The 24,930-nt window shown below is 65.0% G+C and carries 22 protein-coding genes; 9 read left to right on the top strand and 13 right to left on the bottom strand.

Going from position 1 to position 24,930, the window contains the following annotated elements; genetic code table 11:
- Positions 1–4: 4 nt before the first annotated feature.
- The 3 genes from lysA to argH form a co-directional block, all read right to left on the bottom strand.
- Entirely contained in the window at positions 5–1,270 is a 1,266-nt protein-coding gene (gene lysA / locus TP2_RS11265; protein WP_038077293.1) for a diaminopimelate decarboxylase, read from the bottom strand.
- A 134-nt stretch (positions 1,271–1,404) separates the two neighbouring features.
- Positions 1,405–1,563, bottom strand: a complete 159-nt coding sequence (locus TP2_RS18530) for a hypothetical protein (protein ID WP_157617107.1) — start codon at positions 1,561–1,563, stop codon at positions 1,405–1,407.
- Entirely contained in the window at positions 1,560–2,966 is a 1,407-nt protein-coding gene (gene argH, locus TP2_RS11260) for an argininosuccinate lyase (protein ID WP_038077292.1), read from the bottom strand. The genes TP2_RS18530 and argH overlap by 4 nt, the downstream gene beginning before the upstream one ends.
- Before the next feature lie 26 nt (positions 2,967–2,992).
- Between argH and TP2_RS11255 the strand changes: the two genes are divergently transcribed.
- Positions 2,993–3,541 (top strand): TlpA family protein disulfide reductase, encoded by a 549-nt coding sequence (locus TP2_RS11255; protein ID WP_038077289.1) that lies wholly within the window; start codon positions 2,993–2,995, stop codon positions 3,539–3,541.
- A 269-nt stretch (positions 3,542–3,810) separates the two neighbouring features.
- On the opposite strand, the gene TP2_RS11250 is transcribed toward TP2_RS11255, so the two are convergent.
- Positions 3,811–5,052, bottom strand: a complete 1,242-nt coding sequence (locus tag TP2_RS11250; RefSeq protein ID WP_051692502.1) for a PAS domain-containing protein — start codon at positions 5,050–5,052, stop codon at positions 3,811–3,813.
- Positions 5,053–5,235: 183 nt separating this feature from the next.
- On the opposite strand from TP2_RS11250, the gene TP2_RS11245 reads away from it, so the two are divergent.
- The 4 genes from TP2_RS11245 to yddG all read left to right on the top strand — a co-directional run bounded on the left by TP2_RS11245 (position 5,236) and on the right by yddG (position 9,198).
- Positions 5,236–6,081, top strand: a complete 846-nt coding sequence (locus TP2_RS11245) for an EAL domain-containing protein (RefSeq protein WP_051692500.1) — start codon at positions 5,236–5,238, stop codon at positions 6,079–6,081.
- Between the two features lie 150 nt (positions 6,082–6,231).
- The gene (locus tag TP2_RS11240) at positions 6,232–7,407 is read left to right on the top strand and encodes an acetyl-CoA C-acetyltransferase (RefSeq protein WP_038077285.1); all 1,176 of its coding nucleotides are present in this window, start codon (positions 6,232–6,234) and stop codon (positions 7,405–7,407) included.
- A 119-nt stretch (positions 7,408–7,526) separates the two neighbouring features.
- Positions 7,527–8,249: a beta-ketoacyl-ACP reductase gene (phbB, locus tag TP2_RS11235; RefSeq protein WP_038077284.1), complete on the top strand. Its 723-nt coding sequence runs from the start codon at positions 7,527–7,529 to the stop codon at positions 8,247–8,249.
- A 67-nt stretch (positions 8,250–8,316) separates the two neighbouring features.
- Complete coding sequence (yddG, locus tag TP2_RS11230) at positions 8,317–9,198, top strand: aromatic amino acid exporter YddG (RefSeq protein WP_038077281.1); 882 nt, start codon at positions 8,317–8,319, stop codon at positions 9,196–9,198.
- 66 nt (positions 9,199–9,264) lie between these two features.
- Here the strand turns inward: yddG and TP2_RS18320 are convergent, their stop codons facing one another.
- The 3 genes from TP2_RS18320 to TP2_RS11220 all read right to left on the bottom strand — a co-directional run bounded on the left by TP2_RS18320 (position 9,265) and on the right by TP2_RS11220 (position 10,536).
- Complete coding sequence (locus tag TP2_RS18320; RefSeq protein ID WP_084714196.1) at positions 9,265–9,432, bottom strand: YdcH family protein; 168 nt, start codon at positions 9,430–9,432, stop codon at positions 9,265–9,267.
- Between the two features lie 118 nt (positions 9,433–9,550).
- Positions 9,551–10,324 (bottom strand): tRNA1(Val) (adenine(37)-N6)-methyltransferase, encoded by a 774-nt coding sequence (locus TP2_RS11225; protein WP_038077280.1) that lies wholly within the window; start codon positions 10,322–10,324, stop codon positions 9,551–9,553.
- A complete protein-coding gene (locus TP2_RS11220) occupies positions 10,324–10,536 on the bottom strand; it encodes a putative signal transducing protein (RefSeq protein ID WP_038077279.1) in 213 nt (70 codons plus the stop codon). The genes TP2_RS11225 and TP2_RS11220 overlap by 1 nt, the downstream gene beginning before the upstream one ends.
- Positions 10,537–10,596: 60 nt before the next feature.
- On the opposite strand from TP2_RS11220, the gene TP2_RS11215 reads away from it, so the two are divergent.
- Entirely contained in the window at positions 10,597–11,598 is a 1,002-nt protein-coding gene (locus TP2_RS11215) for a polyprenyl synthetase family protein (RefSeq protein ID WP_038077278.1), read from the top strand.
- 92 nt (positions 11,599–11,690) lie between these two features.
- Here the strand turns inward: TP2_RS11215 and TP2_RS11210 are convergent, their stop codons facing one another.
- The 3 genes from TP2_RS11210 to TP2_RS11200 form a co-directional block, all read right to left on the bottom strand.
- The gene (locus TP2_RS11210) at positions 11,691–12,674 is read right to left on the bottom strand and encodes a 4-(cytidine 5'-diphospho)-2-C-methyl-D-erythritol kinase (protein ID WP_038077277.1); all 984 of its coding nucleotides are present in this window, start codon (positions 12,672–12,674) and stop codon (positions 11,691–11,693) included.
- Positions 12,661–14,505, bottom strand: a complete 1,845-nt coding sequence (locus TP2_RS11205; RefSeq protein ID WP_051692498.1) for a tetratricopeptide repeat protein — start codon at positions 14,503–14,505, stop codon at positions 12,661–12,663. The genes TP2_RS11210 and TP2_RS11205 overlap by 14 nt, the downstream gene beginning before the upstream one ends.
- Positions 14,506–14,781: 276 nt before the next feature.
- Entirely contained in the window at positions 14,782–17,283 is a 2,502-nt protein-coding gene (locus TP2_RS11200) for a GcvT family protein (RefSeq protein ID WP_038077276.1), read from the bottom strand.
- Between the two features lie 414 nt (positions 17,284–17,697).
- Here TP2_RS11200 and TP2_RS18025 point away from each other — a divergent pair, with 414 nt between their 5' ends.
- Positions 17,698–18,837 (top strand): PRC-barrel domain-containing protein, encoded by a 1,140-nt coding sequence (locus tag TP2_RS18025; RefSeq protein WP_051692496.1) that lies wholly within the window; start codon positions 17,698–17,700, stop codon positions 18,835–18,837.
- 81 nt (positions 18,838–18,918) lie between these two features.
- Here TP2_RS18025 and TP2_RS11190 read toward each other — a convergent pair whose 3' ends face one another.
- Positions 18,919–19,905: a 2-hydroxyacid dehydrogenase gene (locus TP2_RS11190; RefSeq protein ID WP_038077275.1), complete on the bottom strand. Its 987-nt coding sequence runs from the start codon at positions 19,903–19,905 to the stop codon at positions 18,919–18,921.
- A gap of 184 nt (positions 19,906–20,089) precedes the next feature.
- Between TP2_RS11190 and TP2_RS11185 the strand changes: the two genes are divergently transcribed.
- Both TP2_RS11185 and TP2_RS11180 read left to right on the top strand, forming a co-directional pair.
- Positions 20,090–20,743 (top strand): SH3 domain-containing protein, encoded by a 654-nt coding sequence (locus tag TP2_RS11185; RefSeq protein ID WP_084714224.1) that lies wholly within the window; start codon positions 20,090–20,092, stop codon positions 20,741–20,743.
- Positions 20,744–20,792: 49 nt separating this feature from the next.
- The gene (locus TP2_RS11180) at positions 20,793–21,677 is read left to right on the top strand and encodes a cation diffusion facilitator family transporter (protein ID WP_038077274.1); all 885 of its coding nucleotides are present in this window, start codon (positions 20,793–20,795) and stop codon (positions 21,675–21,677) included.
- A 129-nt stretch (positions 21,678–21,806) separates the two neighbouring features.
- On the opposite strand, the gene TP2_RS11175 is transcribed toward TP2_RS11180, so the two are convergent.
- Positions 21,807–23,828, bottom strand: coding sequence for a M3 family metallopeptidase (locus TP2_RS11175; RefSeq protein ID WP_038077273.1), 2,022 nt, complete (start codon positions 23,826–23,828; stop codon positions 21,807–21,809).
- Between the two features lie 37 nt (positions 23,829–23,865).
- Positions 23,866–24,927, bottom strand: coding sequence for a HesA/MoeB/ThiF family protein (locus TP2_RS11170; RefSeq protein ID WP_038077272.1), 1,062 nt, complete (start codon positions 24,925–24,927; stop codon positions 23,866–23,868).
- Positions 24,928–24,930 lie beyond the last annotated feature (3 nt).

Below are 24,930 nucleotides of genomic sequence, written 5' to 3'. Positions count from 1 at the left end.
CGGATCAGAGCCACTCAGGGATCGTATCGCGGGAGAGCATTTCCTCAAAGCTCGGTCTTGCCCGGATGAGTGCAAATTCGCCACCTTTGACCAGCACTTCGGGGATCAGGGGGCGGGAGTTGTATTCCGAGGACATGACCGCGCCGTAAGCGCCCGCCGAGCGGAAGGCCACGAGATCGCCCGGACCAAGCGGGGTCAGGTTGCGCGCCTTGGCGAAGGTGTCGCCGGTCTCGCAGACCGGGCCCACGATATCGAAAGGCGCGGATTCGGTGCCGGGCGCGGGCTCGATCACCGGGATGATGTCGTGATGCGCGCCATACATCGAGGGCCGCACGAGATCGTTCATCGCCGCGTCGAGGATGAGGAAATCGCGCCCCTCGCCTTCCTTCAGCCAGATCACCGAGGAGACGAGCAACCCGGCATTGCCCGAGATCAGGCGGCCCGGTTCGATCTCGATCTCGCAGCCCAGATCGCCGACCGCGCGCTGGATCACCTGCCCGTATTCGATCGGCAGCGGCGGCGCGGAGTTCGAACGCTCGTAGGGAATGCCAAGCCCGCCGCCAAGATCGAGACGGCGGATGTCATGGCCGTCTTCGCGCAGTGCGAGCGTGAGATCGCGGACCTTGAGGAAGGCGGCCTCGAAAGGTTCGAGATCGGTCAGCTGCGAGCCGATATGCACGTCGATGCCCACGACTTCGATGCCCGGAAGCTTCGCGGCCTCGGCATAGACGGCGCGGGATTTGGCGATCGGGATGCCGAACTTGTTCTCGGACTTGCCGGTCGCGATCTTCTCATGGGTCTTGGCGTCCACATCGGGGTTCACGCGCAGCGCGATCGGGGCGGTGACGCCCATCGCCGAGGCAATCTCCGAGATCGCCAGCAGCTCCGGCTCGGATTCCACGTTGAACTGGCGAATGCCGTTTTCGAGAACGTAAGCGATCTCCTCGCGGGTCTTGCCGACGCCCGAGAACACCACCCGATCGCCCGGCACGCCTGCGGCCCGCGCCCGGCGATATTCGCCCCCCGAGACCACATCCATGCCCGCGCCCAGATCGCCGAGCGTCTTGAGAACGGCGAGGTTCGAGTTCGACTTGATCGCGAAGCAGATCAGGTGATCGGTCCAGCCCAGAGCCTCCTCGAACAGCTTGAAATGGCGCTCCAGCGTGGCGGTCGAATAGACGTAGAACGGCGTGCCGACAGCGGCCGCGATCTCGGGGATCGGCACGTCCTCGGCATGGAGGATACCGTCACGATAGAGGAAATGATCCATGGGAGGTCTCGATTACTGGGACTGAGGCGTCTGGGACTGGGCGCTGTCGGCTTCGGACGGCGGGACGGGCGGGCCGTCGACACCGCAGGCGGCGAGCGCGAAAAGGGCGAGAAGGGCGAGCGTGGCGGCTTTGCTCATGGCGTCACCGACAGCGTCACGATGCCGACCCGCGCGGTCGCGGCCGGAGTGACATGCACCCCGTCGCGATTGAGGCCGATATTGGTGTGCAGTTCGGGATCGGCGGCGCAGGCGCCGAGCAGGCCAATCAACGCGAACGGTGCGAGGGCTCTCATCCAAGAAGGTCCTTCCAGCGGGCAACCTGGGCGCGCACCTGATCGGGTGCGGTTCCGCCGTAAGATTGCCGCGAGGCGACCGAGTTGTGAACCCCGAGCACGTCGAAGACACTCTCGGTGATGGCGGCGTTGACGGATTGCATCTCGTCTAGGCTTAGATCGGGCAGATCGCAGCCCTTCTCCTCGGCCATCGCGACGAGCGAACCGGTCACGTGGTGGGCGTCGCGGAAGGGCAGCCCCGCCTCGCGCACCAGCCAATCGGCCAGATCGGTCGCGGTCGAGAACCCGCCCGAGGCCGCGGCCTCCAGCTTGTCGGCATTGACCACCATGTCGGAGATCATCCCCGCCATCGCGGCGAGCGCCAGCATCAGGTTGTCGGCGGCGTCGAAGACCTGCTCCTTGTCTTCCTGCATGTCCTTGGAATAGGCGAGCGGCAGGCCCTTCATCACGGTGAACAGCGCGACCGAGGCGCCGAGGATGCGGCCGATCTTGGCGCGGATCAGCTCGGCCGCGTCGGGGTTGCGTTTCTGCGGCATGATCGAGGAGCCCGTCGACCACTTGTCCGACATCGCAACGAAGCGGAACTGCGCGGAGGACCAGATCACCAGCTCTTCGGCGAGGCGCGACAGATGCACCGCGCAGATCGAGGAGGCCGACAGGAATTCCAGCGCGAAATCGCGATCCGAGACCGCATCGAGCGAGTTTGCCATCGGCCGGTCGAAGCCAAGCGCCGCCGCGGTCGCGTGCCGGTCGATCGGGAAACCGGTGCCGGCCAGCGCCGCCGCCCCCAGCGGGCATTCGTTCATCCGCTTGCGCGCGTCTTCAAAGCGGGATTTGTCGCGCGCGAACATCTCGACATAGGCCATCATGTGATGGCCGAAGGTCACGGGCTGCGCGGTCTGCAGATGGGTGAAGCCGGGCATGACCCAATCGGCGCCCTCCTCGGCCCGGCCCAACGCCGCGCGGATCAGCGCGTCGAGCCCGGTGATCGCGGCGTCGCATTGCTCGCGCACCCAGAGCCGGAAATCGGTCGCGACCTGGTCATTGCGCGAGCGCGCGGTATGCAGCCGCCCCGCCGGTTCGCCGACGATTTCCTTCAGCCGCGCCTCGACATTCATGTGGATGTCTTCGAGCGCGGTCGAGAAGGGGAAATCGCCCGCTTCGATTTCTGACAAAACCGTGATCAACCCTTCCCCGATCGCCTCGGCATCCTTATCAGTAATGATGCCTTGCGCAGCGAGCATCGCGGCGTGGGCCCGGCTGCCGCGGATATCTTGCGCGTAGAGCCGCTGGTCGAACCCGATCGAGGCGTTGATCGCCTCCATGATCGCGTCGGGCCCTGCGGCGAAACGCCCGCCCCACATCGCGTTGGAGGCCTTGTTCTCTGCGGTGTCGTCGGTCATGGTTCGGGCCCTTTTACGGAGGCGATATGTTACGATTTCTCGTCCTTTATACGGCGCTGGCGCTGGGTGCAAATGTTGCGCAGGCCGCCGATCTCGATGCGGTCAAGGATGGGCAGATGGAGTCGCTCGTCACCTATTCGAAGCCTCTGCCGCTTCCGCCCTTCTCATTCACCGACGAGACCGGGGCCGAGCATTCGATGAAAGAGTTCGAAGGCAAGGTCGTTCTGATCAACTTCTGGGCCACCTGGTGCCCGCCGTGCCGCGAGGAAATGCCCTCACTGAACGCGCTGCAAAAAGCATTCGGGCCCGACGATTTCAAGGTTCTGACGATCGCGACGGGTGGCTCGAATTCGCCCGCGAAGGTCGCGTCTTTCTTCGACAAGGAAGGCATCGACGCCCTGCCGCGCTTCCATGACGATGCGAATTTTGCCGCGCGCGCGATGGGGGTTCTGGGCCTGCCGGTCTCGGTGCTGATCGACCATAACGGCCATGAGGTCGGGCGGATGATCGGCGGGGCGGAATGGGATTCTCCCGAGGCCAAGAAGGTCATCCAGGCGCTGATCGACGACAAGTAAGCCCTTGGCAGAGCGGGCCTTGGGAGACGGTTCACCGCTGGTGCCATAGCCCGCTGCGAATCCTGAGGGAGCGCGCAGGTCGGCTGGAATGCGCGGAGATTGGACATCTCCGGATCGAAGACGCGAAGGCCGACCCTTCGCGAGGCCACCTTCTCATCCTGTCTCTCGATGTGCTGGTCTATCCGGTCTCTCGATGTGCTGGCGCGGCGCTCCCGCGGGACTTAGCGGACCCGCCTGCCGCCCCGTCGCCTCTGGGGTGCGCCGCGACGCTAGGCCGCGGCTTGTTCAAGCCGCAGATAGCGGGTGAGCGAATGTTTCACCACCTCGGACAGGCGCATGATTGCCTCGAGCCGCGACTTGATATCGTCGTGGAAGCTGTCGAGCTGATCGATCGTGGCGCTCAGCCCTTCGCTCGAATCGCGCATTCGTCCGCATTCGACCCGCCCGAGAACCCGGATCGTGTCGAGCCCGAGCATCTGGCGCCGGATATCGCGGCTTTGCTGAGTCATCTGGGCTGCGAAATCAGCGGCCGATAGCATTGCCGCGCGCGCATCGGAAATCCCCTTCACCTCGAGCTGCGCCAAAAGCGTCCGCTCCTCGGCGAAGTCGATCTTCTCATGCGTCTCTTCTTCGCGGAACTCACGATTCATCTCGGGCAGGACTCGGCTGCACCCGAGCAGGAAGAGTGCGCGCGCCACCTGCCAGGCCATTTGCGCGCAGAGATTGTCGCGCCCGGCCACGAACTGGCGCAACCGCTCGGAAATCACCACCGAAGAGGCTTTGTAATTTTCCGAAATCGCCGAGACCGGGCCGCCGGAGGGTTCGAGCCTCGACGCCACGATGCGCATATTATTGGGCACCGACTGCAAGGCCTCGAAACTGCGCAGCAGTCCAATCTGTTCCTTCGTCAGCTTGGCCATGGCTTCGTTCATCTCGCCGAGCATGCTCGTGCGCGCATCGACCGCGCGCCGCAACTGGCGGTCGCGTTCCGCCAGTTCAAGCGACAGCGCATAGGCCATGAAAGCGGTGTAACTGGCATAGCCGCTGGCTTCTGCCTGGGCGCGCAGGATCGCAACCGACTGCTCCGGATCGAGCGTCTCATCGCGCTCGCGGGCCGAGAGTTCGCTGTAGAATTTTTGAATCCGGCCCGAAAGCTCGCTGACCGGCTTGAGCCGCACCGAGAGATATCCCCCGTCGATCGGCAGCAAGACCGCGAAAACCCAATACCAGCCACCGTTCTTCGCGCGGTTCTTCACATAGGCGCCCATCGGATGGCCCTTCTGGATCGCGTCCCAGAGCAACCGGAACACGCCTTTGGGCGTATCGGGATGGCGCACGATCTTATGCGGCGCGCCAATCAGTTCGGACCAGTCGTAACCCGACACCCGACGAAAGATCTCGTTTCCCGCCTGGATCACTCCGCGCGGATCGGTGCGGGAATAGAAGAGCTCGTGCAGCGCGAACGGCACTTCGTCGCCGAAGCGGTCGTGCGGATCGGTTTCAAGGTTCATGATGCGCGGCATCCTCCCGCCAATGGATTCGCCCCGATCCTAGCGCCCGCATCCTTACGAATTCCTTTAGACCGATGCGCTCAGTCGCTCATTAACCATGGGATGACCCGACCGATACCTCTTTACCGCTTCTTAGCGGCTTGGCGCGATGGTGAGCGACAACGGTGTCGGTCGGAGGGACAGATGACGAATCGCGGCGCGCATACAGCCACGGGGATCAGCCCCGATCTCGACAGCCCGCTGAGCTACGCGGTGGCGGAACAGGATCGTGCGACCATCGCCATGGTCCGGCGCGCGATCGAGCACCGCGAGGTCATGCTGGCCTACCAGCCGGTGATCCAGACCCGACGGCCCGAGCAGCCCGCTTTCTACGAGGGGCTGATCCGCGTGCTCGACGAAACGGGACGGATCATCCCGGCCAAGGATTTCATCGAGACCGTCGAAATGACGGAGCTCGGTCGCAAGCTGGACTGCCTCGCGCTCGAAATGGGATTGCAGGCGCTGCTCGAACAGGAGGATCTGCGCCTCGCGGTCAATATGTCGGCCCGCTCGATCGGATATCCGAACTGGATGAAGACACTCAATCGCGGCCTGGCGATCGACGAAACCATTGCCGACCGGCTGATCCTGGAAATCACCGAAAGCTCGGCCATGCACATGCCCGAACTGGTGACGGTCTTCATGGAGGATCTGCAAGCCCGCGGGGTGAGCTTCGCGCTCGATGATTTCGGCGCCGGCTACACCTCGTTTCGATACCTGCGCGATTTCTATTTCGACATTCTCAAGATCGACGGGCAATTCATTCGTGGTATCGCGATCGACCCCGACAATCAGGCGCTGACGAAGTCGCTGCTCGATATCGCGCGCCATTTCGAGATGTTTACCGTGGCCGAGGCGGTCGAGAGCAGTGCCGATGCCGAATATCTCGCCGCGTTGGGGGTCGATTGCATGCAGGGATACTATTTCGGCGTGCCGACAGTGCATCCACAATGGGAGGCAAAATCGGGGTCGGGACGCAAGACTGCATGAGTTTGAGTGCCCATTTGCGCAATAAAATTACGCTAACAATCGCCTGATACGCGTGATTCGACTTGACCTGACGTCCGCTTTCGCCATGCTGCGCGGCAGCAAGCAGGCGCGTATTGGCGCCGGCTCTCTGAAAGTGATGAGGAGGTTCCCATGACAAATGTCGTCATCGTCTCGGCCGCGCGCACGCCCGTCGGCTCGTTCCTTGGGTCGTTCGCGAACACCCCGGCCCATGACCTGGGCGCAGCGGTGCTCGAGGCGGTCGTCGCCCGCGCCGGGATCGAGAAAGGCGAAGTTTCGGAAACCATCCTCGGTCAGGTCCTGACCGCCGGGCAAGGCCAGAACCCCGCCCGCCAGGCCCATATCAATGCCGGTCTCCCGATCGAATCCGCCGCCTGGTCGATCAACCAGGTTTGCGGCTCGGGTCTGCGCACCGTCGCGCTCGGCGCCCAGCACATCCTGTGCGGCGACGCGGATATCGTGATCGCGGGCGGTCAGGAAAGCATGTCGCTGTCGCCCCATGTCGCGCATCTGCGCGCGGGCCAGAAGATGGGCGACATGAAGATGATCGACTCGATGATCAAGGACGGGCTGTGGGACGCTTTCAACGGCTACCACATGGGCCAGACCGCCGAGAATGTCGCGAACCAGTGGCAGATCTCGCGCGAGATGCAGGACGAATTCGCGCTCGCCTCGCAGAACAAGGCCGAGGCCGCGCAGAAGGCCGGCAAGTTCGCCGACGAGATCATCCCCTTCACCGTGAAGACCCGCAAGGGCGAGACGGTTGTCGATCAGGACGAATATATCCGCCACGGCGCGACACTGGAATCGATGCAGAAGCTGCGCCCGGCCTTCACCAAGGATGGCTCGGTCACCGCGGGCAACGCCTCCGGGATCAATGACGGCGCGGCGGCCGTGCTGCTGATGACCGAAGAAGAGGCCGCCAAGCGCGGGCTGACCCCGCTGGCGCGGATCGCCTCTTACGCGACCGCCGGTCTCGATCCGTCGATCATGGGCTGCGGCCCGATCCCGTCCTCGCGCAAGGCGCTGGAAAAGGCGGGCTGGAAGGCCTCGGATCTCGATCTGATCGAGGCGAACGAAGCCTTCGCAGCGCAGGCCTGCGCGGTGAACAAGGACATGGGCTGGGATACCGACAAGGTGAACGTCAATGGCGGCGCGATCGCCATCGGTCACCCGATCGGCGCGTCTGGCTGCCGCATCCTGAACACGCTGCTGTTCGAAATGAAGCGTCAGAGTGCGAAGAAAGGCCTCGCCACGCTGTGCATCGGCGGCGGCATGGGCGTCGCGATGTGCATCGAAGGGCTCTGATCAAGACGGTCAGCGCGTAATAAATTGCTGCAAAAGCAAAAAAGGCGCGCAACAATGTTGCGCGCCTTTCTCATTTTCGGTAACAGCATTTCAACGGAATTTCACCTGGAGGAGGAATCATGTCCAGAGTTGCATTGGTCACCGGCGGATCGCGCGGCATCGGCGCCGCCATCTCGAAAGCGCTTCAGGCGGCGGGCTACACCGTCGTCGCGAACTATGCCGGCAATGACGAGGCCGCAGCCAAGTTCACCGCGGAAACCGGCATCAAGACCTACAAATGGTCGGTCGCCGATTACGACGCCTGCGCCGCGGGCATCGAGCAGATCGAAGCCGAAGTCGGCCCGATCGACGTGCTGGTCAACAACGCCGGCATCACCCGCGACGCGCCCTTCCACAAGATGAGCCGCGAGCAGTGGAACGAGGTGATCGACACCAACCTCAGCGGTATCTTCAACATGACCCACCCGCTCTGGACGAAGATGCGCGACCGGAAGTTCGGCCGGATCGTGAACATCTCCTCGATCAACGGTCAGAAGGGTCAGTTCGGTCAGGCCAACTACTCGGCGGCGAAGGCGGGCGATCTGGGCTTCACCAAGGCGCTGGCGCAGGAAGGCGCGCGCGCGGGCATCACCGTGAACGCGATCTGCCCCGGCTATATCGCGACCGAGATGGTGATGGCGGTGCCGGAAAAGGTGCGCGAGGCGATCATCGGCCAGATCCCGGTCGGCCGTCTGGGCGAGCCCGAAGAGATCGCACGCTGCGTGGTCTTCCTTTCCTCGGACGATGCGGGCTTCATCACCGGCTCGACGATCACCGCGAATGGCGGTCAGTATTTCGTCTGATTTCGCCTCTTGGCAATCGGACCCGAGGCCCGCATCTTGCGGGCCTCTTTCATTTCGCGGGGACGGCATGACGCGCGGCAAGGCAACCTCCATCGGCTTCACCGCCGTCCTGCTCTGGGCGCTGCTGGCGCTGTTCACCGTGGGCTCGGCCCCGGTGCCGCCGCTGTTGCTCAATGCGCTGTGTTTCGCGGTGGGCGGGGCGATCGGGGTGGTCTGGCTGATCGCGACGGGCAGCATCGGCCAGCTGCGCACGGTGTCGTGGAAGGTCTATGCGGCGGGGACAGCGGGGCTCTTCGGCTATCACCTGTTCTATTTCTCGGCGCTGCGTCTCGCGCCCCCGGCCGAGGCCGGGTTGATCGCCTATCTCTGGCCGCTTCTGATCGTGTTGTTCTCGGGCCTCTTGCCCGGCGAGCGGTTGACGCTTTGGCATATCGCGGGGGCGGCGATGGCGTTTGCGGGCGCGGCGCTGATCCTGGGTGGCGGGCTCTCGGCGGATGCGAGCGCCCTGCCCGGCTATGCGCTCGCGCTGGTCTGCGCGCTGACCTGGTCGAGCTATTCGCTGCTCTCGCGTCGGTTCGGCACGGTGCCGACGGCGGCGGTGGCGGTCTATTGTCTGGCGACCTCGGTGCTGTCGGGGCTGGCCCATCTGGTGCTGGAGCCGACGGTCTGGCCGGAAGACGCGCTCGGCTGGGCCTCCGTTCTCGCGCTGGGGCTGGGACCGGTGGGCTTGGCCTTCTACACTTGGGATCTGGGCGTGAAACGAGGAGATATCCAGCTTCTCGGCACAGCTTCCTATGCGGCGCCTTTGGTCTCAACGCTGGTGCTGGTGGCGGTCGGGATCGCACCGGCAAGCCCGACCCTGCTGATTTCGGCGGCGCTCATCGCAGGCGGTGCAGGGCTGGCGGCGCTTGGCGGGCGGCGAAAGATGCGCCCCGAACCAGGCGTCTGAACACCCCCCTGAAATGCCACGGGCCGCCCCGAAGGACGGCCCGGAAAATTCGTGAGAGGGGCCTCTTTAGGCCGATTCGAGTCGGTTGATCTCCTCTTTCAACCGAAGCTTCTGCTTCTTCATCTGGGCGATTTCGAGATCGTCGATGCCAGGGCGGCGCGCGGCGCGCTCGACCTCCATCGACAGAGCCTCATGTTTTTTGCGAAGTTCGTGGATATGCGAACCAAGCGACATGGCAGTCTCCTCTCTAGTTGTCAGCCTCAATATTGCAGCACAGGATTTGAGTCGTGTCACGGAATTGTCGCAAAAACTCGGGTTATCCCCAGATTTTTCGCGAAATCTTGCGAAAGCGTTAACGCTCGATCGGCAAGATTTGAGCATCGCGCAGGATTGCGCGCGCAATATTCGTTAAATCCTCCGCATCCCGTGAATGCGCGGGCTCTGCATGCAGCACAAAAGGCGCAAGCAGCTTCAGGGGCGTTTTCGCGCCCTTGCGGGCCGTGACAATGACCCGCCGCGCCGCGCGACCTTCGCGCGGGGCTATAGGAAGAATCGTGGTGGCTCCGGCCCGCGATTTCAAGCCGTCGAGCAGATCTCCGAGCCGGTCGGCCTGCTGAATGATGGTGATCCAGCCCTCGGGCTTGAGCCGTTTGAGCCCCGCGTCGATCCAGTCCGAGATCGGGGTCGCCTCGCGCTGCGCCCGCTCGCGGCCCGCGTCAGTTGCGGGCGTGCCGTCGGACGCGCCGAAATAGGGTGGATTGGCAATGACATGGTCGAAACTGCGTGCGCGCAGATCGGGCGGCATCCGAGACAGATCGCCCTCCATGACCTCGAATGCGATCCCGTTGCGCGCGGCATTCTCGCGCGCCAGCGCGGCATAGGCCGGTTGCAGCTCGAGCCCGGTCAGCGCGACACCCGGCACGCGGCAGCCAAGGCACAGACTCGCCACCCCTGCCCCGCAGCCCAGTTCCAGCACCGACTGGCCGGGGCGCGCATGACAGGCCGCCGCCAGAAGAACCGGATCCATCGCCGCGCGATACCCCGCGCGGGGCTGGGCGATCCGCAACCGCCCGCCCAGAAAGCCGTCCTCGGTCAGCTCGTCAGGGGAAAAGGGCGCGACCTGCATCAGTCCGACCGGATCTCGTTGTCGCGCAGAACCGCCTGCGCCATGAACAAATCGCTGTCGCGCACCATCAGCCGGCGCGGCAGAATGCCCAAGGAGCCCTCGAGCACGCTCGTATGGACGTCGAGCTGAAAGGTGCTTATACCCTCGCCCTCGAGAAGGGCGGTGGCCATGGCCAGTTTCACCGGGTCGGTGCTGCGCAGGAGCTCTTTCATATCCCTCACTTACGGCCCCTTGAGAGGGCTGTCGAGATGAGGCAGAGCGAAGGGATGACAATGAGCCTCGACGACAAGGCGGTGAAACCGCATGACAGGCTGGCCGAAGCGCTGGCGAGCGATATGGCGGCTGTGGATGCGCTGATCCTTGAGCGGATGGCCTCGCGCCACGCACCGCGCATCCCCGAAGTGACCGCGCATCTGGTGGGCGCGGGTGGCAAGAAGCTGCGCCCGATGCTGACTGTGGCCGCGGCGCGGATCTGCGGCTACGAGGGCACGCTGCATCACAATCTGGCCGCCGCGGTCGAGTTCATCCACACCGCGACGCTGCTGCATGACGACGTGGTCGACGAGAGCAAGCAGCGCCGGGGCCGCCCGACCGCGAACCTGCTCTGGGACAACAAGTCGAGCGTTCTGGTGGGCGATTACCTCTTCGCCCGGTCCTTCCAGCTGATGACCGATACCAACAATCTGCGGGTTCTCTCGATCCTGTCGAGTGCGAGCGCGGTGATCACCGAGGGTGAGGTTCTGCAACTGAGCGCCGCGGAGGACATGAAGACCTCCGAGGAGACCTATTACACGGTGATCCGCGGCAAGACGGCGGCGCTGTTCTCGGCCTCGACCGAAGCGGGGGCGGTGCTTGCAGGCGCGACGGAGGATCAGGTCGAGGCACTGCGCGATTACGGCGAGGCGCTCGGGATTGCCTTCCAGGTGGTCGACGATCTGCTCGATTATCTCAGCGACGCGAAGACGATGGGCAAGAACGTCGGTGACGATTTCCGCGAGCGCAAGCTGACCCTGCCGGTGATCAAGGCGATCTCGAAAGCCGGTGACGAGGATCGCGCCTTCTGGACCCGTGTGATCGAGAAGGGCGACCAGCGCGAGGGCGATCTGGAACATGCGCTGGATCTGATGCAGGCCAATGGTGCGCTTGACGAGACCCGCGCGGCGGCGCTCGACTGGGCCGATCGGGGTCGCGCGCGTCTGGCGGTTCTGCCCGAGAGCGACCTGCGCGAAATGCTCGACGATCTGGCCGATTACGTGGTGGCGCGGCTGCGCTGAGCGGCGATCGCACGGGGCGTTTCACCCCCGTCGCCGATTGGTTCTCGAACCGATGGGCGCACCGATCGGCGCCACCCGGTGAGATATTTGGATCAAGATGAACAGGCGCGGCTTTGGGGCTGCGCCTTTTGCGTCTGATCGCCGAGGCTCCCGGACGCGATCCACCAGCCGGGATGTTCTGCGGCGAGGCGCGCTTCGGCGGCTTGCGCGGCGTCTTGCGTCTCGAAGAGCGCAAAACAGGTGGCGCCCGAGCCCGACATTCGGGCAAGCCGGCATCCGGGAAGGGCGTCGAGTGCGGTGATGACATCCGCGATCACAGGTGCGGTGGCGATGGCCGGCGCTTGCAGATCGTTGCGCTGCGTGGCCAGCCAGTCGATGCAGTCGGACGCAGCTGAGAAGGTCGGAAGGGTCGCCGGCATGGCCGGGTTATCCTTGCGCGCGAGGGCCTTGAAAACGGCGGGTGTCGGCACCTCGACACGCGGGTTCACGAGAAGTGCGGGCAAAGACGGCAGCTGGGCAAGCGTGAGCTCCTCACCGATGCCACCCACTCGCAGCGGCTGCGGGACCATGCACATCGGCACATCCGCCCCCAGCGTCGCCAGCCCGCCAGAGAGCCCCGCAAGACGGGGCAGCATCTCTGCCAGAAGCGCCTGTTGTTGCGCCGGGTCATGCGCGCACGCCACGAGCGCGGGGGCAAGATCGGCCTCGGGCGAAAGCTCCCAGAAATCCATCAGCCCCCGGATCGCCGCCGCCGCGTCGGACGAGCCGCCACCGATACCCGAGGCGGGCGGCAGGCATTTGTCGAGAAGAAAGGACGCGCCACGTGTCTCTTCCGCCCGCTCGGCCAAGAATGCTGCAGCCTTCAGAACGAGGTTCGACATGTCGGCAGGCACGCCCGCGGCCTCCGGCCCCTCGACGGTCAGCGACAGCGCATTACCGGGCTGGATGACCAGCCGGTCCCCCACCGGCGCGAAGACGACGAGGCTGTCGAGCAGGTGATAGCCATCCGCCCGCTGACCGGTGACATGAAGCGTGAGGTTGATCTTCGCCGGCGCGAAGACGCTAGTTGCTCGCATCGGCACCCTTGCTCGGCCCCAGATCCTTGAGCGGCGGCAGCCCCTCTTCCTCGCGCACCTGGTCCAGACCCACTTCGATCTTGCGGCGGATCTGATCGGGATCGAGCTCTTCGGTGGTCTCGGCATCATCGGTCGCGAAGGAGAGCGCGCGGCGCCACTGGAACTCGGCCTCGCGCTTGCGCCCGACCGCCCAGAGCACATCGCCCAGGTGATCGTTCAGCAGCGGATCACGGGGTTCGAGCTCGACGGCGCGCTCCATCTCGTCGGCGGCTTCCTGGTAGTGGCCCAGCTTGAAGAGCGCCCAGCCGAGACTGTCGATGATGAAGCCCGCATCGGGGCGTTCCTCGGCCGCCTTTCGGATCATCGCGAGCGCCTCGTCGAGGTTCTCGCCCTTGTCCACGTAAGAATAGCCGAGGTAGTTGAGTACCGAGGGCTGGTCGGGCGAGAGCTTGAGCGCTTCGCGGAAGCCCTTTTCGGCCTCGGCCCAATCGCCCGAGCGCTCCTGCGCAATGGCACGCGAATACCAGACAAACCAGTCGTTGGGCTTGGGCTCGCCCAGAAGCTCAATCGCCTTGTCATAAGCCTTGGCGGCCTCGGGGAAGCGGCTCTCGCGGCGCAGCGTATCGCCCAGTGCCGTCCAGACACCGACGAGGTTGGGCCGGATCCGCGACAGGTTCTCCAGCACCTCGATCGCCGCATCGTTGCGGCCCGCGCGCACCATCGATTCCGCGCGGCCGATCTCGGCAGCATGGTAGATCGGGCTCTCGGGCGAGATCGCGGCATAGGTGGAGATCGCCAGGTCATATTGCTTCTGCTGGTCGAGAAGCGAGGCCGTCAGAAGGTTCGAATCGTCGAGACCCGGCGCGACCAGATTGGCCAGACGCGAATGCATCAGGGTGAAGGTATCGGGCGCATCGCCCACCAGCGCCTGGGCGACCGAGTAATAGACCTCGGCCACGCCATCGGTGGCATTGCGCACGATATCATAGGGCAATGTTTCGCCCTTGAGCAGCTTGGCATGCATCGCCTCGAGCTGCGGATCGAGATCCGGACCGAAACTGTCTTCGATCAGTTTCGCCGCCGCGTCGCTCTTCTCGAGCTGCGAGAGGATCTCGGCATGGGCGATCACGCCGCGCCGGGTCGAGGTGATGGTGCCGCCATGCTCGCCGGTGAAGATCTTGTCCGCGCCTTCGTAATCGCCAACCAATGCCAGTGCGAGCGCCTTGTGGAAATCGGCGAACGCGCCGAGGCCCTTCTCCTCACCGACCTTGTCGAAGGCGGCAGCGGCATCTGACATCTTGCCCTCGCCCACCAGCGCCCAGGCCCGCGAAAGCCCCCCCACCAGCGGGCCGGGATCGGCATCACTGTCGAGCAGCTTGAGCGCGCCGGCCCAATCCTTGTCATGCGCCCGCTGCGCGAGGATCGCGAGCGCTGCAATCTGGCTCCCGGTCTCGGCCTCGATCATCTGCTGTGCCAGAGGCACGGCGCTGTCGAAATCGCCGATCGCGATTTCCGAGACCAGAGTCGCCTCGGCGGTCGCCGCGCTGGTATCGCCGCTCGCCATCAGCTTGCGGTAATAATGCGCGGCTTCCGCGAAATCGAATTGTTGCGAGGCGATGCGCGCGGCGAGATAGGCGCCAGCCTCCTGCGGGCTCGGATCATTGGACGTGTCGCCCGCCGCCTGCGCCGCCGCAGCGGCATCGGCCGCATCGGCGGCAGCCTCGGGGCTGTCCGCCTTCGGCGCGTCTTGCGCATGAAGCGGCAGGGCAGCGGTGGAGCCCATCAGGAAAGCAATCAGCGCAAGGCGCAGCGGGGTCGGAAAACTCGGCACGAAACGGTCCTTTCGATCGGTTCGGCGCGAGGGTAACGGGGCGCCCCCGGCAAGGCAATGCGGCGCGCGCTCCCGCGCGGGAAGCCGCCGGTGAGGACACGGCGTTGTGACTGGCGGTGGCACGAGAAAGGGGGCGCCGCCCCCTCTGGGCGGGCGGCCATTCCCCCCCGGGATAGTGGATGCCGTTGAAGGTCAGATACGCTCATCTTCCAACTGCACGAAATATCCCGGGGGGAGCGCCGCGAGGCGCGGGGGGCAGCGCCCCCCCCCTCTCGCTTAGCCGTCGACGCGGATGCGTGCGTTGGTGGGATCGTGCGGGCTGTCCTCGGCCACTTCGGCCGGGTAATCCGCGCCGAGGATACGCACGCTCAGCTTCGTGCCGGGCTCGGCCAGATCGGGGCGGACATAGCCCATGCCGATCTGCTTGCCGAAGGCGACCGACCAGCCGCCGGAGGTCAGACGACCGACGCGCTCGCCATCAAGCTTGATCACTTCCTTGCCCCACGGGTCCGCATCCTCGGGCCCGTCGATCAGCAGCGTCACGCATTTCGAGCGAATGCCGGTGTCGAGCATCGCCTGCTTTCCGGTAAAGTCTTTCTCAAGGTCGATGAAGCGGTCGAGACCGGCTTCCTGCGGGGTGGCGTCGCGTCCGAGCTCGTTGCCGAAGGCGCGGTAGCTCTTTTCCTGACGCAGCCAGTTCTGGGCGCGCGCGCCCACGAGCTTGAGCCCGTGCTTCTCGCCCGCCTTGACCAGCAGTTCCCAGAGGTAGCGCGACATCTCGACGGGGTGATGCAACTCCCAGCCAAGCTCGCCCGTATAGGCCACGCGCACCGCGCGCACCGGGCACATGCCAAGCTCGATATTGCGCATCGACAGCCACGGGAAGCGTTTGTTCGACAGCACGGTTTCCGGATAGGCGTCCTTGACCACCTCCTGAAGGATGGCACGGGCATTCGGCCCCGCCAGCGCGAAGACACCCCATTGCGTGGTGATGTCATGGCAATCGACATAGTCGCCGCCCGCCGCGCGGAAATCCTCGATCGACTTACGCAGGAAATCCCCGTCGTAATCGGCCCAGGCCCCGGCCGAGATCAGGTAATACTCGTCCTCGGCCAGACGCACGATGGTGTATTCGGTGCGCGTGGTGCCCGCTTCGGTCAGCGCGTAGGTCAGGTTGATCCGGCCCACTTTCGGCAGCTTGTTGCAGGTGAACTGATCGAGGAAAGCGGTCGCGCCGGAGCCGCGCACGAGGTGCTTGGCGAAGGCGGTCGCGTCGATCAGACCGGCGGTCTCGCGGATCGCGCGGGCCTCGGCCTCGGCATATTGCCACCAGGCGCCCCGGCGGAAGCTGCGGCTGTCATGATCGAAGCTCGACGGCGCATCCTTGGGCCCGTAATAGTTCGGGCGTTCCCAGCCGTTGACCTGCCCCATCTGCGCGCCCTCGGCGATCTGGCGGTCGTAGTTCGGCGCGGTGCGCAGCGGACGGCAGGCTTCGCGCTCTTCATCGGGGTGGTGCAGGATGAAGACGTGCTCGTAGCATTCCTCGTTCTTGCGCGCCGCGTATTCGGTCGTCATCCACGAGCCGTAACGCTTGGGATCGAGCGACGCCATGTCGATCTCGGCCTCGCCGTTCACCATCATCTGCGCGAGGTAATAGCCGGTGCCGCCCGCGGCGGTGATGCCGAAAGAGAAGCCCTCGGCCAGCCACATGTTGCGCAGCCCCGGCGCGGGGCCGACGAGCGGGTTGCCATCGGGCGTGTAGCAGATCGGGCCGTTGAAATCGTCCTTGAGGCCGACGGTCTCGGAGGTCGGCAGACGATGGATCATCGACATGTATTCTTCCTCGATCCGCTCCAGATCGAGCTGGAACAGGTCGGCGCGGAAGCTCTCGGGCACGTCATAGCAGAACCGCGCGGGCGCGTTGCGCTCGTAAGGGCCGAGGATCCAGCCGCCGCGCTCTTCGCGGACATACCATTTCGCATCGGCGTCGCGCAGAACCGGGTGTTCGGGATTGCCTTCGGCGCGCCATTTGACCAGCGCGGGATCAGGCTCGGTCACGATGAACTGGTGCTCGACCGGGATCGCAGGGATCTTGATGCCCAGCAGGCGCGCAGTGCGCTGCGCGTGGTTGCCGGTGGCAGTCACCACATGCTCGGCGCGGATCTCGATCTCTTCGCCCGAGCCCACGAGGTTGCCGCCCTTCTCGATCATCTTCTCGAGCGTGACGACCCATTCCGAGCCGGTCCAGCGATAGGCGTTGACCTGAAGCTTGCGCGCGATCTCGCAGCCGTGCTGGCGCGCGCCCTTGGCCATCGCCTGGGTCACGTCGGCGGGGTTGATATAGCCATCCTGCGGGTGGAACAGCGCGCCCACGAGGTCTTCGGTGTTCAGAAGCGGCCAGCGCTCCTTCATCTGCGCAGGCGTCAGGAACTCGTGATAGACCTCCGCCGTGTCGGCGACCGAGGAATAAAGCTTGTATTCGTCCATCCGCGCCTGGGTCTGCGCCATGCGCAGGTTGCCGCAGATCGAGAAGCCCGCGTTCAGGCCGGTTTCCGCCTCAAGCGTCTTGTAGAAATCGACCGAGTATTTGTGGATATGGGTCGTCGCGTAGCTCATGTTGAACAAGGGCAGCAGACCGGCCGCGTGCCAGGTCGAGCCCGAGGTCAGCTCATCGCGCTCCACCAGCAGCGTATCCCAGCCCGCCTTGGCCAGGTGATAGGCGATGCCGCAACCGACCGCGCCGCCGCCGACGACCAGAGCTTTGACATGGGTTTTCATCGGGCTGTCTCCTTGAGGATGTCCGAGCACAGATTGCCCCGTTCAGGGCTCCGAGCAATCCGATCCGGGCGACATTCGCGCGACAAAAACGACATTGCGCCATCTGCGCGATGCGCCAGACCGAAACCTGCGGGGTCTCGGGACGCGCGATTGCGCGGCGATCCGCCGGAGGTGGCGAGGGGCGCGCCTGCGGTTTGGGCAGGTTCCCGCCACTTTCCGGCACGGGATATGTCCTGCGACAAACCCAGCCTCGCGATGACGAAAATCCGGCTTCGGTTCCCTGAAAATTGAAAAATATTTGCTGCCTGCACACAGGAACTGCACGGCCTCGCAACGGGTTTGAACACCATCTGACGGCGGCACGCCTTGAGCGACATGAACCGCCCGAAATCGCAAACACTAAGGGAGACGAGAATGAAAAACCTCATCACCACGACGGCCATTGGTCTGATGCTGGCGCTGCCGGCGGCGGCTGAAACGAAAACCGATGTTCAGGTGACCTCGCCGACCGATTCGGCTCAGGTCACCGTCGAGCAGGGCTCGGCCAATGACACTTTCTTCAAGGCGATCCCGCACTCGATCAGCGCTTCGGGGATGATCGGCAAGCGCGTCTATGTCTCGGAAACCGCGATGGACCCGAGCAAGGCGGTCAAGGCCGCCGATCAGAACTGGGAAGATATCGGTGAAGTCAGCGATGTCGTGATCGGCATGGACGGCAATGTCGATGCGGTGCTCGTCGATGTGGGTGGCTTCCTCGGCATTGGCGAGAAGACCGTCGCGATCTCGATGGGCTCGTTGCGCCTGATCCCCGATGGCGACACCGAGAACGCCTATTTCGTCGTCGTGAAGGGCGACAAGGCGATGCTCGATCAGGCGCCCGCCTATGAGGGCGACATGCAGACCAGCTGGGCCGATGTGAGCGAGACCGAGGCCATGAAGGTCAACAACTCCGCCGAAGCGGCGATGCACAAGGCCGGCGATGCGGCCAAGGCCTCGGCGGCGGCTGCGGGACAGGCGATGGATAATGCCGCCGAGGCGACGAAGCAGGCAGCTTCGGATGCGGCCGACAAGACCAAGGCGATGGCCAAGGATGCCGCGCAAAGCACCAAACAGGCGGCCAATGAGGCCGGTCAGGCGATCGACGAGGCCGCTGACAAAGCGGGTGCCGCGACCAAGGAAGCCGCGGCCAAGACCGGCTCGGCGATCGACGACGCGGTCGACAGCACCGCGGCGGCCGTGGGTCAGGTCGGTCAGGCCTCGGCCGAGGACGGCCAGCAGGTTGATATCGCCTCGGTCGATCCCGATGTGCTGCGCGGCGAAGGCGTCTATGGCCCGAACAATGACAAGGTCGGCGATGTCTCGGCGCTCGTGACCGGTTCGGACGGCTCGGTCCAGGGCGTGGTGATCGATGTGGGTGGTTTCCTCGGCATTGGCGCCAAGCCGGTCGAGATCGACACCAACCAGCTTACCGTGCTGCAAGACAACCACTCGATCACGGTCCATACCGGCCTGACTGAGGAACAGCTCAAGACGATGCCGAAATACGAAGGCTGATCGGCGAAAGCGTGACGGAGAGCGGAGGCTTTCCCGCCTCCAAGACGAAGGCCCCGGGGTTCACCCGGGGCCTTTTGTCCTTCACACCATCGAGGGCACGACCAGATCCGGCGGGCGGTGCCCGTCGGCGAAAGTCTTGATATTGACCAGAACCTTTTCGCCCATCTCGATGCGCCCCTCGACCGTGGCCGAGCCCATATGCGGCAGCAGCACGACATTGGGCAGCTCGCGCAGGCGCGGATTGACCTCCGAGCCATGCTCGAACACATCCAGCCCCGCCCCGGCCAGCTCGCCCGCGCGCAGCGCCCGCGTCAGCGCGTTCTCGTCAATCACCTCGCCGCGCGAGGTGTTCACGATCACCGCCTCGGGTTTGAGCATCTTCAGCCGCCGCGCATTGAGCAGATGGAAGGTCGAGGGCGTGTGCGGGCAGTTCACCGAGATCACGTCCATCCGGCTCACCATCTGGTCTAGGCTGTCCCAATAGGTCGCCTCCAGTTCAGCCTCGATATCGGGGTGAACCTTGGTGCGGTTGTGATAGTGGATCTGCATCCCGAAGGCCTTGGCGCGCCGCGCCACCGCCTGCCCGATCCGGCCCATGCCGAGGATCCCCAGCCGCTTGCCGCCGATGCGATGCCCCATGAAGGCCGTGGGCGCCCAGCCCTGCCAGTCGCCCGCCTGCATATGCGCGAGCCCCTCGGGAATGCGCCGCGTCACCGCGAGCATCAGCGCGATCGTCATGTCGGCCGTGTCATCGGTCACCACGCCGGGCGTGTTCGACACCAGAACGCCGCGCTGACGGGCCGAGGACACGTCGATATGATCCACACCGGCGCCGTAATTCGCGATCAGCTTCAGCTTCTCGCCCGCCTGCGTGATCATCGAGGCCTCGATCTTGTCGGTCACGCAAGGCACCAGAACATCCGCGCGTTTCATCGCGTCGACGAGCTCGTCGCGGCTCAGTTTGCGGTCGTCGTGGTTGAGCTCGACATCGAACAATTCCTTCATCCGGGTCTCGACAACCTCGGGCAGGCGTCGCGTCACGACAACACTCAGGCGCGGTGCGGGCATCTCGGGCCTCTCCTCTCTTCCATCGCTGGGCTCTTGGATGCAAACTGCCCATCAACGCGGGCAGGCACAAGGCCCGGAACGAGCAGAAATGGCCCGAATCGACATGAAGGCGCAATTTTATTGCGCGCAGAATGTCGAAGAACCGCGAAGGGCGCGGGATCGGGCCGGGGACATGGGGCAAGCTATGACGGTCAGCAAGATCTTTGCGGCGGTTTCCGGTATCGCGATTCTGGTCGGGGCCGCCTGGAGCGTCTCGGGCAGCAACGCACAGGCGACATCCAAGACGCAAGCCGCGCCACCGACGGAAGAGGCCGCGATCGCGCCTGCGCAGCAACCCAAGCCCCAAGCCAAGCCGACCTCGGTCGCCCCCGCACCGCAAGCGCCACAGGTGCAGCTCTCGACGCCGGTCGCGCGCGGTCCCGTCACCCATCTGCCGATCCCGCGCTATGTCTCGCTCAAGGGCGGCAAGGGCAATGCGCGCCGCGGACCGTCCCTGTCGCATCGTATCGACTGGGTCTTCACCCATCCCGGCATGCCGTTGCGCGTCACCGCCGAGTTCGGCCATTGGCGCCGGGTCGAGGACAGCGAGGGCCAGGGCGGCTGGATTCATTACACGCTGCTTTCGGGCGTGCGCCATGTGATCGTCACCCAAGACATGGTTGACCTCCACGCGCGGCCCGACGAAAAGGCCGAGGTCACCGCCAAGGCCCAGATCGGCGCGATCGCGCGTCTCGGCGCGTGCAATCACGACTGGTGCGAGATCGAAGGCGGCGGGGCCGATGGCTGGCTGCCCAAGGCCGATCTCTGGGGCGTGGACCCCGACGAGACGCGTGACTGACCCGGGCAGCCGCGCTAGGTAAAGCTGCGGCAAGGAGCCCGAACGGACGATGGCCTATAGCGATCAAGAGCAACGGATGAACGCCTCGGCGGGGCTTGCCTCAGTGGGCACGGCCAGCTTGCTTGTCGCGCTCAAGGCCTGGGCGCTGTGGCAGACCGGGGCGCTCTCGGTGGGCGCCTCGCTGGCCGATAGCGCGGTCGATCTGGTGATCTCGGCGGCCGGGCTCGTGGCGATTCTCTATGCCGCGAAACCCGCCGATGACGATCACGCTTTCGGGCATAGCTCGGCCGAGGATCTCGCAGCCCTCGGGCAGGCGCTGATCGTTCTGGGTTCGGCCGCGGCAATCGGGATCGCCGCGATCCGGCGGCTGCTGTCGCCCACCCCGCCCGAACTTGCCGCGCAAGGCGCAGGCATCGCCGTGATGATCGCTTCGGCCCTGATCACCGCCGCGCTGATCTGGTGGCAGGGGCGCGTCGCACGCTCGACCGGCAACAAGGTCGTGGCGGCCGACCGGCTGCATTACGTGGGCGACCTGCTGCCCACGCTGGGCGCGATCCTCGCGCTCTGGCTCTCGCATGATTTCGGCTGGAGCGATGTCGACAGTATCGTTGCACTGATCGCGGCGGCAATCATGCTTTCGGGCGCGGGCAAGATAGGCCTGGGCGCCTGGAACGCGCTGATGGATCGCGCCGCGCCCGATGACGTGGTCGAGGGCATCGCCGCGATTGCGCACGACTGGCCCGGCGTGCGTGGTTTTCATGACCTCAAGACCCGAACAGCGGGGGCGCAGATCTTCGTGAACCTCCATATCGAGCTCGATGGCGATCAGACCCTGACCGAAGCCCACGATATCGGCGCAGCACTCAAACGCGCCATCGTCGAGGCCTATCCGCAGGCCGATGTCATCATCCACAAGGATGTGTATCACGGCTGAGCCCGGAGGGGGCGCTGCCCCCGCGGCTTCCGCCGCCCCCCGGGATATTTGGAGCAGTTGGAAAGCAGATCGCCTTGCTTCCAACTGTCTTAAATATCCCCGCCGGAGGCTCCGGGACCTGCCATCGGCTCAGGCGGCGGGATCGAGCAGCCCACGGCCTTTCAAAAGCGGCTCCACGCCGGGCATCTTGCCACGGAACTCGGTATAGAGTTCTTCGGGCGGGCGCGAATTGCCCGCCGAGAGGATGAAGCGTTCGAGCTTTCCAGCAGTCTCTGGGTCGAACACGTCGCCCGCCTCCTCGAAGGCTTCGAACGCATCGGCATCCATCACTTCCGACCACATGTAGCTGTAATAGCCCGCCGAATAGCCGTCGCCCGAGAAGACATGTGAGAAATGCGGGGTCGCGTGGCGCATCCGGATCGCATGCGGCAGGCCGATTTCGTTGAGGATCTCGGCCTGTTTTGCCATCGGATCTTCCGGGGCCGCGCCCTCGTGGAAGGCCAGATCCACCAGCGCCGAGGCGAGATATTCCACCGTCGAGAAGCCCTGATCGAAAGTCGCTGCCCCTTTCAGTTTTTCGCGCAGCTCCACCGGCATCGACTCGCCCGTCTTGTAGTGGCGGGCATGCTTCTCGAGCGTCGCGGGCACGTCGAGCCAATGTTCGTAAAGCTGACTCGGCAGTTCCACGAAATCGCGCGCGACGGAGGTGCCCGAGAGGAACTGATAGGTCACGTTCGACAGCATCTGGTGCAGCGCATGGCCGAATTCGTGAAACAGCGTGCGCGCATCGTCATGGCTCAGAAGCGCTGGATCGCCCTTGGCGAAGTTGCACACATTGACCACGATCGGTACGGGCGCACCGCCGAGCTTGCGTTGCGAGCGCATCGCCGAGCACCATGCGCCCGAGCGTTTCGAGCCGCGCGCGAAATAATCGCCCAGGAACACCGCCAGCACCTCGCCTTTGCGCGAAACCTCCCAGCCGCGCACATCGGGGTGGTAGAACGGCCCGTCGATCTCCTTGAACTCCAGCCCGAAGAGCCGGTTCGCGGTGTCGAAGGCCGCGCCGATCATCGCGTCGAGCGACAGGTAAGGCTTGATCTGCCCCTCGTCGAAATCATGCTCGGCCACGCGGCGTTTCTCGGCGTAGTAGCGCCAGTCCCAGGGCTCGAGATCGCCATTGACCCCATCCTCGCGCATCATCGCGGTCAGTATTGCGGCATCGGACTCAGCCGCCGCCTTCGCGGGCGCCCAGACCCGCATCAGCAGATCGCGCACGGCCTGCGGGGTCTTCGCCATCTCGGGCTCGAGCTTGTAGGCGGCGAAACTCTCATAGCCCAAAAGCGTCGCGCGTTCCTCGCGCAGCTTCAGGATCTCGGCGGCGATCTCGCGATTGTCGGTCTCGCCGCCATTCGCGCCGCGCGCGGTCCAGGCCTCATAGGCGATCCGGCGCAGCTCGCGATTGGGCGAGAATTGCAGGAAGGGCACGATCAGCGAGCGCGAAAGCGTCAGCACCGGGCCTCCCTCTCCGCGCTCCTCGCCCGCCGCGCGCGCGGTGTCGATGACGAAATCGGGCAGACCTTCGAGCTCGTCTTCGGCCAGCGGGCGGAACCATCCGCTTTCATCGGCGAGCAGGTTCTGGCTGAACTGCGTGGTGATCGAGGCGAAGCGCTGCTTGATCTCCTTCATTCGCTCGGCCGCCGCACCTTCCAGCCCCGCGCCCGCACGGGTGAACATCTGGTGATACTGCTCCAGAAGCCGCGCCTGCTCGTCGCTCAGAGCTAGGCTCTCGCGGGATTGCCAAAGCTGGTCGATGCGCGCGAACAGCGCCTTGTTCATCGTTATCTCGGAGGAAAACACCGCGAGCTTCGGTGCCAGATCGCGCATCAGGGCCTGCCGCGCGGGCGTCGCATCGGCGCCTGCGAGATTGTAGAAGACGCCCGCCACCTTATCGAGCGCGCCCTCGGCCAGTTCCATCGCCTCGATCGTGTTGGGGAAGCTGGGCGGTTCGGCATTCTCGGCAATCGCGGCAATGTTGGCGCGCGCCTCGCTCAGCGCGGCATCGAATGCGGGCGCGAAATCTTCGTCGGTGATCGCGGCGAAAGGCGGCAGTTCGTAGGGGCCGGTCCAGTCGGACAGAAGCGGGTTGGTCATGGCGGGTCTCCTTTGACGGAGAAGCTAGGGCCTGCCCTCAGGAATGACCATCCCCCGCCGCGTGACCCGCGCCGCAAACCGCGCAATCGGCCCGGCGCTTGACGCCGATCTGGCGGCTTTCGCCCCAGAGCGCGTCATAGATCATCAGCCGTCCGCGCGCGGATTGGCCCGCGCCGGTGATCTCCTTGATCGCCTCGGCGGCCATCATCGCGCCGATAACGCCCGGCAACGCGCCCACCACCCCGGCCTCGGCACAGGACGGCGCAAGCCCCGGCGCGGGGGCTTGCGGGAAGACGCAGGCATAGCAGGGCGCCCCCTTCGCGGGATCGTAGAGCGACAGCTGCCCCTCCCATTGCGTGATCGCGCCCGAGATCAGCGGCTTGCCTGTCGCCACGCAGGCGGCGTTCACCAGATAGCGCGTGTCGAAATTGTCGGTGCCGTCGAGGATCAGATCATGCTCGGCGATCAGCGCCTCGGCATCTGCGGCACTCAGACGGCGGTTATAGGGACGCACTTCGATATGCGGGTTGAGCGCAAGCATCGCCTTTTGCGCCGAGAACACCTTCGGCATCCCAATATCGGCGTCACGGTGGATCACCTGCCGCTGCAGGTTGGAATTCGACACCACGTCGTCATCCACGACCCCGATCCGCCCAACGCCTGCCGCTGCGAGGTAAAGCAGCACGGGCGAGCCCAGCCCCCCCGCCCCGATCACCAGAACTTTCGCCTGTTTGAGCCGCTTCTGCCCCGGCCCACCGATCTCGCGCAGCATGATATGGCGCGCATAGCGGTCAAGCTCGGCCTCCGAAAACGCACCGGGGCGCGGCGGTGTTTTCGGTTCAGGTTCCGCAGCGCGGTCGCGGATGGCGCGCAAGACCTTGCGATAGGCCAGAACGAGCGCGGCCAGCACCCCAAGCCCCAGCCAGGCCGCGAGCGAGCCCCCCAGAACCCGGCTGATCGGCACGAAACCGGGCAGCGGCAGATGCGCGAGCACAAGAGCCGCCCAGACCAGTACGAGCATGCCGAACATCGCGCGCGCGGAGGCCTTGAGCACCAGCCCAAGCCCCACGATCGCCGCCATGAGGAGCAACCCGAGCATGGC

This window comes from Thioclava pacifica DSM 10166 (genome assembly GCF_000714535.1).
GTDB classification, from domain to species: Bacteria; Pseudomonadota; Alphaproteobacteria; order Rhodobacterales; family Rhodobacteraceae; genus Thioclava; species Thioclava pacifica.
Note: the sequence above shows the minus strand (reverse complement) of the source record. Positions and strands in the feature narration are given on the sequence as shown.